General features: G+C 67.4%; 5 protein-coding genes and 1 pseudogene. All 6 read left to right on the top strand.

From position 1 onward, the window contains the following. Positions 1 to 1,172: murein biosynthesis integral membrane protein MurJ (gene murJ, locus WCE35_RS20680; RefSeq protein ID WP_424595177.1), on the top strand; the 1,172-nt coding region annotated here is incomplete at its 5' end. 80 nt (positions 1,173 to 1,252) lie between these two features. Further along, a complete protein-coding gene (trpS, locus tag WCE35_RS20675) occupies positions 1,253 to 2,305 on the top strand; it encodes a tryptophan--tRNA ligase (protein ID WP_424595176.1) in 1,053 nt (350 codons plus the stop codon). 91 nt (positions 2,306 to 2,396) lie between these two features. Then, the gene (locus tag WCE35_RS20670) at positions 2,397 to 2,891 is read left to right on the top strand and encodes a universal stress protein (RefSeq protein ID WP_424595175.1); all 495 of its coding nucleotides are present in this window, start codon (positions 2,397 to 2,399) and stop codon (positions 2,889 to 2,891) included. A gap of 132 nt (positions 2,892 to 3,023) precedes the next feature. Continuing rightward, a complete protein-coding gene (locus WCE35_RS20665; protein ID WP_424595174.1) occupies positions 3,024 to 3,593 on the top strand; it encodes a NifU family protein in 570 nt (189 codons plus the stop codon). A gap of 95 nt (positions 3,594 to 3,688) precedes the next feature. After that, on the top strand, positions 3,689 to 4,381 hold the full coding sequence (gene tsaB / locus WCE35_RS20660) for a tRNA (adenosine(37)-N6)-threonylcarbamoyltransferase complex dimerization subunit type 1 TsaB (protein WP_424595173.1): 693 nt from the start codon (positions 3,689 to 3,691) through the stop codon (positions 4,379 to 4,381). Beyond that, positions 4,378 to 4,470: pseudogene (locus tag WCE35_RS20655) on the top strand (ribosomal-protein-alanine N-acetyltransferase RimI); the annotation flags it as partial. The gene tsaB and the pseudogene WCE35_RS20655, both read left to right, overlap by 4 nt.

Raw genomic sequence — 4,470 nt, 5'->3', positions numbered from 1 at the left:
GCCTGATGCTGCCTTATCTGGCCTTTGCCGGCCCGGTGACGGTGCTGATGGCGCTGTCGAACGCGCAGGGGCGCGTTGCGCTGACCGCGTTCTCGCCGCTGTTGTTCAATGTCGCGCTGATCGCGGTGATGGCCGCCCTGCTCGGCTGGCGGCAGGACGCGGTTGATGCCGCGCCGATCGTGGCCGCCACCGTCGGCATCGCCGGCTTGATGCAGCTATCGATGCTGGCCTGGCGCGGCGGCCGCGCCGCGACGCCGCCGCGGATTTCGTTCGATGCCGAAATGCGCGGTTTTTTCGGCAAGGCGATTCCCGGCATGATCGCCAGCAGCGCGCCGCAATGGCTGATGGTTGCAGGCGCAGTGATCGCCTCGGCGTCGCCAGCGGCGGTCTCCTGGCTCTATTTCGCCAACCGCCTGTGTGAGCTGCCGCTCGGCATCGTCGGCGTCGCCATGGGCACGGTGCTCGTTCCGGAACTGACGCGCGCGTTGCGCGACGGGGACGCAGGCGCGGTTTCCCATGCGCAATCGCGCGGCCTCGAGCTCGCGGCCGGACTGGCGTTGCCGGCAACGCTTGGCCTGATCGTGCTCAGCGCGCCGATCGTGCGGCTATTGTTCGAGCACGGCGCCTTCACCGCCGCCGATACCGCCGCTGCCGCGCAGGCGCTGATGTGGCTCGCGCTCGGGCTGCCGGCCCATGTGCTGGTCAAGGCGTTGTCGCCGGCGTTTTTCGCGCGCGAGGACACGATGACGCCGTTGCTGGCCACGCTCAAGGCGGCCCTGGTTGCGATCGTCGCGGCGGTTCTGCTCGGCCATTTTTTCGGCGCCGCCGGCATCGCGGCCAGCATCGCGCTGGGCGCCTGGAACAACGCCTTCGCCCTGATCCGTGAGGGTGCGGCGAGCTTCGGGTTCTCGATCGACCCCGCCGCGCGCCGGCGGCTGCCGCGCATTTTCGCCGCCGCGCTGGCGATGGGCGCGCTGTTGTGGCTGAAGGCTGCGTTCGTGTTGCCGCTCGCCGCGAATGCGCATGGCCTCGTGCAGGCCGCCGTCCTGCTGATCCTGATCGTCGGCGCGATCGCGATCTACGGCCTGCTTCTTTGGCTTTTCGGCGTCACCGGCTGGCGCGAGGCGGTCAACGCCCTCCGGCGCACCGCGCCCGGCGACTTGCACGCCTAGGGCTTGCATGGCAAACGACGGCGCACCGCGCCTGTCGGCAAACGACGGCGCCAAAGCGATAATTCTCGGGAATCCAAACCATGGCCTTTGTCGAACGGGTTTTTTCGGGCGTCCAGCCGACGGGCAATCTGCATCTCGGCAATTACCTTGGCGCGATCGTCAATTTCGTCAAGCTGCAGGAGACGCACAACTGTCTCTATTGCGTGGTCGACATGCACGCGATCACGCAACCGGTGGAGGTGTGGGGCGGCCCGGCCGAGCTCGCGCGCAATACCCGCGAGGTCACCGCGGCCTTTATCGCCAGCGGCATCGATCCGAACAGGCATATCGTATTCAACCAGAGCCAGGTGCCCGAGCACGCGGAGCTGGCCTGGATCTTCAATTGCGTGGCGCGGGTCGGATGGCTGAACCGCATGACCCAGTTCAAGGACAAGGCCGGCAAGGACCGCGAGGCCGCATCCGTGGGACTCTACGACTATCCGGTGCTGATGGCGGCCGACATCCTGGTCTATCGCGCCACCCACGTGCCGGTCGGCGAGGACCAGAAACAGCACCTCGAACTGTCGCGCGACATCGCGCAGAAATTCAACAATGACTTCGGCAGCTCGATCCGCGGCCACGGCTTTGATGACGGCTTGTTCTTTCCGCAGCCCGAACCGCTGATCACCGGCCCGGCGACACGGGTGATGTCGCTGCGCGACGGCACCAAAAAGATGTCGAAATCGGATTCGTCGGATAATTCGCGGATCAATCTCACCGACGATGCCGACACCATCGCGCAAAAGATCCGCAAGGCCAAGACCGATCCGGAGCCGCTGCCGTCGGAGGAAAAAGGGCTGGAGCCGCGTCCCGAGGCCGACAATCTGGTCGGCATCTATGCGGCGCTCGCCGGCCGGGCCAAGGCCGAGGTGCTGGCCGAATTCGGCGGCGGGCAGTTTTCCAGCTTCAAGAATGCGCTGGTGGAACTTTGCGTCGCCAAACTCGCCCCGATCGCCTCCGAGATGCAGCGGCTGGTCGCCGATCCCGGCCATGTCGATGCGATCCTGATCGACGGCGCCGACCGCGCCCGGGCGATCGCCGAGGAAACCATGCGCGCTACCAAGGATATCGTCGGTTTCATCCGCCCGCGCTAGGCGTTGCACCCTCGCGGACGGCCGACGCCGCTTGTCGGGGACGGCTGCGCCGTGGCAGCATGCGCCGGTCTGGCGCAGCACCGGGACATGCATGACCACCCAGCGACGAAGCTACGAGACGGGTCACAAGCCAAAATGCCTGGTCATCGTCGACGACACCGCGGAGTGGGACCGCGCGGTCTATTATGCCAGCCGCTGGGCGATCCGGGTCGGCGGCGGCGTGGTGATGCTGCGGATCATCGAGACCGAAGACCAGAACCAGCAATGGCTCGGCGTCGCCGACATCATGCGCGCCGAAGCCGAGGAAGCCGCCAATGAGGCGCTCGACCGCGCCGCCGGCCGCGCCAACGGAATTGCCGCGATCACGCCCGAACGGGCGATTCGCGAGGGCGACCCGACCGAGCAGATCCTCGATGTCATCGACAAGGACGTCGATATCGCGATGCTGGTGCTGGCGGCCAACCCCGGCGCGGAAGGTCCCGGCCCGCTGATCGCCATGATCGCCCAGGTCGCCGGCTCGTTCCCGATCCCCGTCGTCATCGTGCCCGGCGATCTCAGCGATGCGGATATCGATGCCCTGTCATAGGGTGTCCCCACGGACGCCGGGGGACGGCCCGGCATGGGAGCCATCCCCGCCCTTGACCGTGCGTTCCCCGTCGCCATCTGCTAAGGGAACCCTCACGCGCCGGCCTTGAACCGGCGAGGCCGGAGAAAAGCCATGTTCATCCAGACCGAAGCCACCCCCAATCCCGCCACCCTCAAATTCATTCCGGGCCGTGTCGTGCTCGACGGCGGCACCATGGAATTTGCCGACCGCGAGGCGGCCTCACGCTCGCCGCTCGCCGAAAGGCTGTTCGCGGTGCAAGGCGTCACCGGCGTGTTCTATGGCTCCGACTTCGTCACCGTGACCAAGGCGGACGGCGACTGGCAGCACCTGAAGCCTGCGATCCTCGGCGCCATCATGGAGCATTACATGTCCGGCGCGCCGCTGCTGGCCGACGGCATCGCGGCAAGCGACGAGGTGCGCGACGAGGAGGACGAATTCTTCAACGAAGAAGACGCCGACACGGTCGCGACCATCAAGGACCTGATCGAGACGCGGGTGCGCCCCGCGGTCGCCAATGACGGCGGCGACATCACCTTCCGCGGCTTCAGGGACGGCATCGTCTATCTCAACATGAAGGGCTCCTGCGCCGGCTGCCCGTCATCGACCGCAACCCTGCAGCATGGCATCCAGAACCTGCTGAAGCATTTCGTGCCCGACGTGGTCGAAGTCCGGCCGATGTGAGGGAAGTGGCGAATGGCGAGTAGCGAATGGCGATTGGCGATTGGCTCTGACGTTCTATTCGCTATTCGCCACTCGCTACTCGCCACTGCCCCTCCATGCTGATCCTCGCGATCGATACGGCGCTCGACGCCTGCTCCGCCGCCGTGCTCGACATCGATGCGGGGCGGACGATCGCGCAGGAATCGCGGGCGATGAATCGCGGCCACGCCGAAGCCCTGATGCCGCTGATCGCGCGCGTGATGGCGGCGTCCGGCGCCGCCTTCACCGAGCTCGATCGCATCGCCGTCACCACCGGCCCCGGCAGTTTTACCGGGTTGCGCGTCGGCCTCTCCGCCGCGCGCGGCATCGCACTTGCCGCCGGCAAGCCCGTGGTGGGGCTGACCACGCTGACCGCCTACGCCGCCCCGATCGTTGCGGGGAACAGCGAGCATCCAATCATCTCCGCGATCGATGCGCGGCATGATCATGTGTATTTCCAGGTCATCCGCGGCGACGGCAGTCCGCTGATCAGGCCGAAGCTGGCGCCGATCGCAGAGGCGCTCGCTGCCGCGCACTTCGGCCCGCCGTATCTGGTCGGCAATGCCGCCAAAATCCTGGCCGACCGCTGGCCGGCGCAGGCGCCGCCACTGATCGCGATCGACGCGCAGCCCGCGCCCGATATCGCCTGGGTGGCCTGGGTCGGGGCCGCCGTCAGCCCGGACACCGCGCCGGCGCGGCCGTTTTATCTGCGCGCGCCCGACGCCCGGCCAGCGAAGGATTTGCTGCGCAACCAGCCCGCCGTGTCATGAGGGCATGGCTTGCCGCATGGTGGGGCGGCGGCCGCGCCGCGGTCGAACCGGCAAGCCTGCGCGACGCCGCGCGCCTGGCGCAGTTGCAT

The organism is Bradyrhizobium sp. (assembly GCF_049691595.1).
In the GTDB taxonomy this organism is placed as follows: domain Bacteria; phylum Pseudomonadota; class Alphaproteobacteria; order Rhizobiales; family Xanthobacteraceae; genus Bradyrhizobium.
The sequence above is the reverse complement of the archived record's forward strand: the minus strand, read 5'-3'. Positions and strand labels throughout refer to the sequence as shown.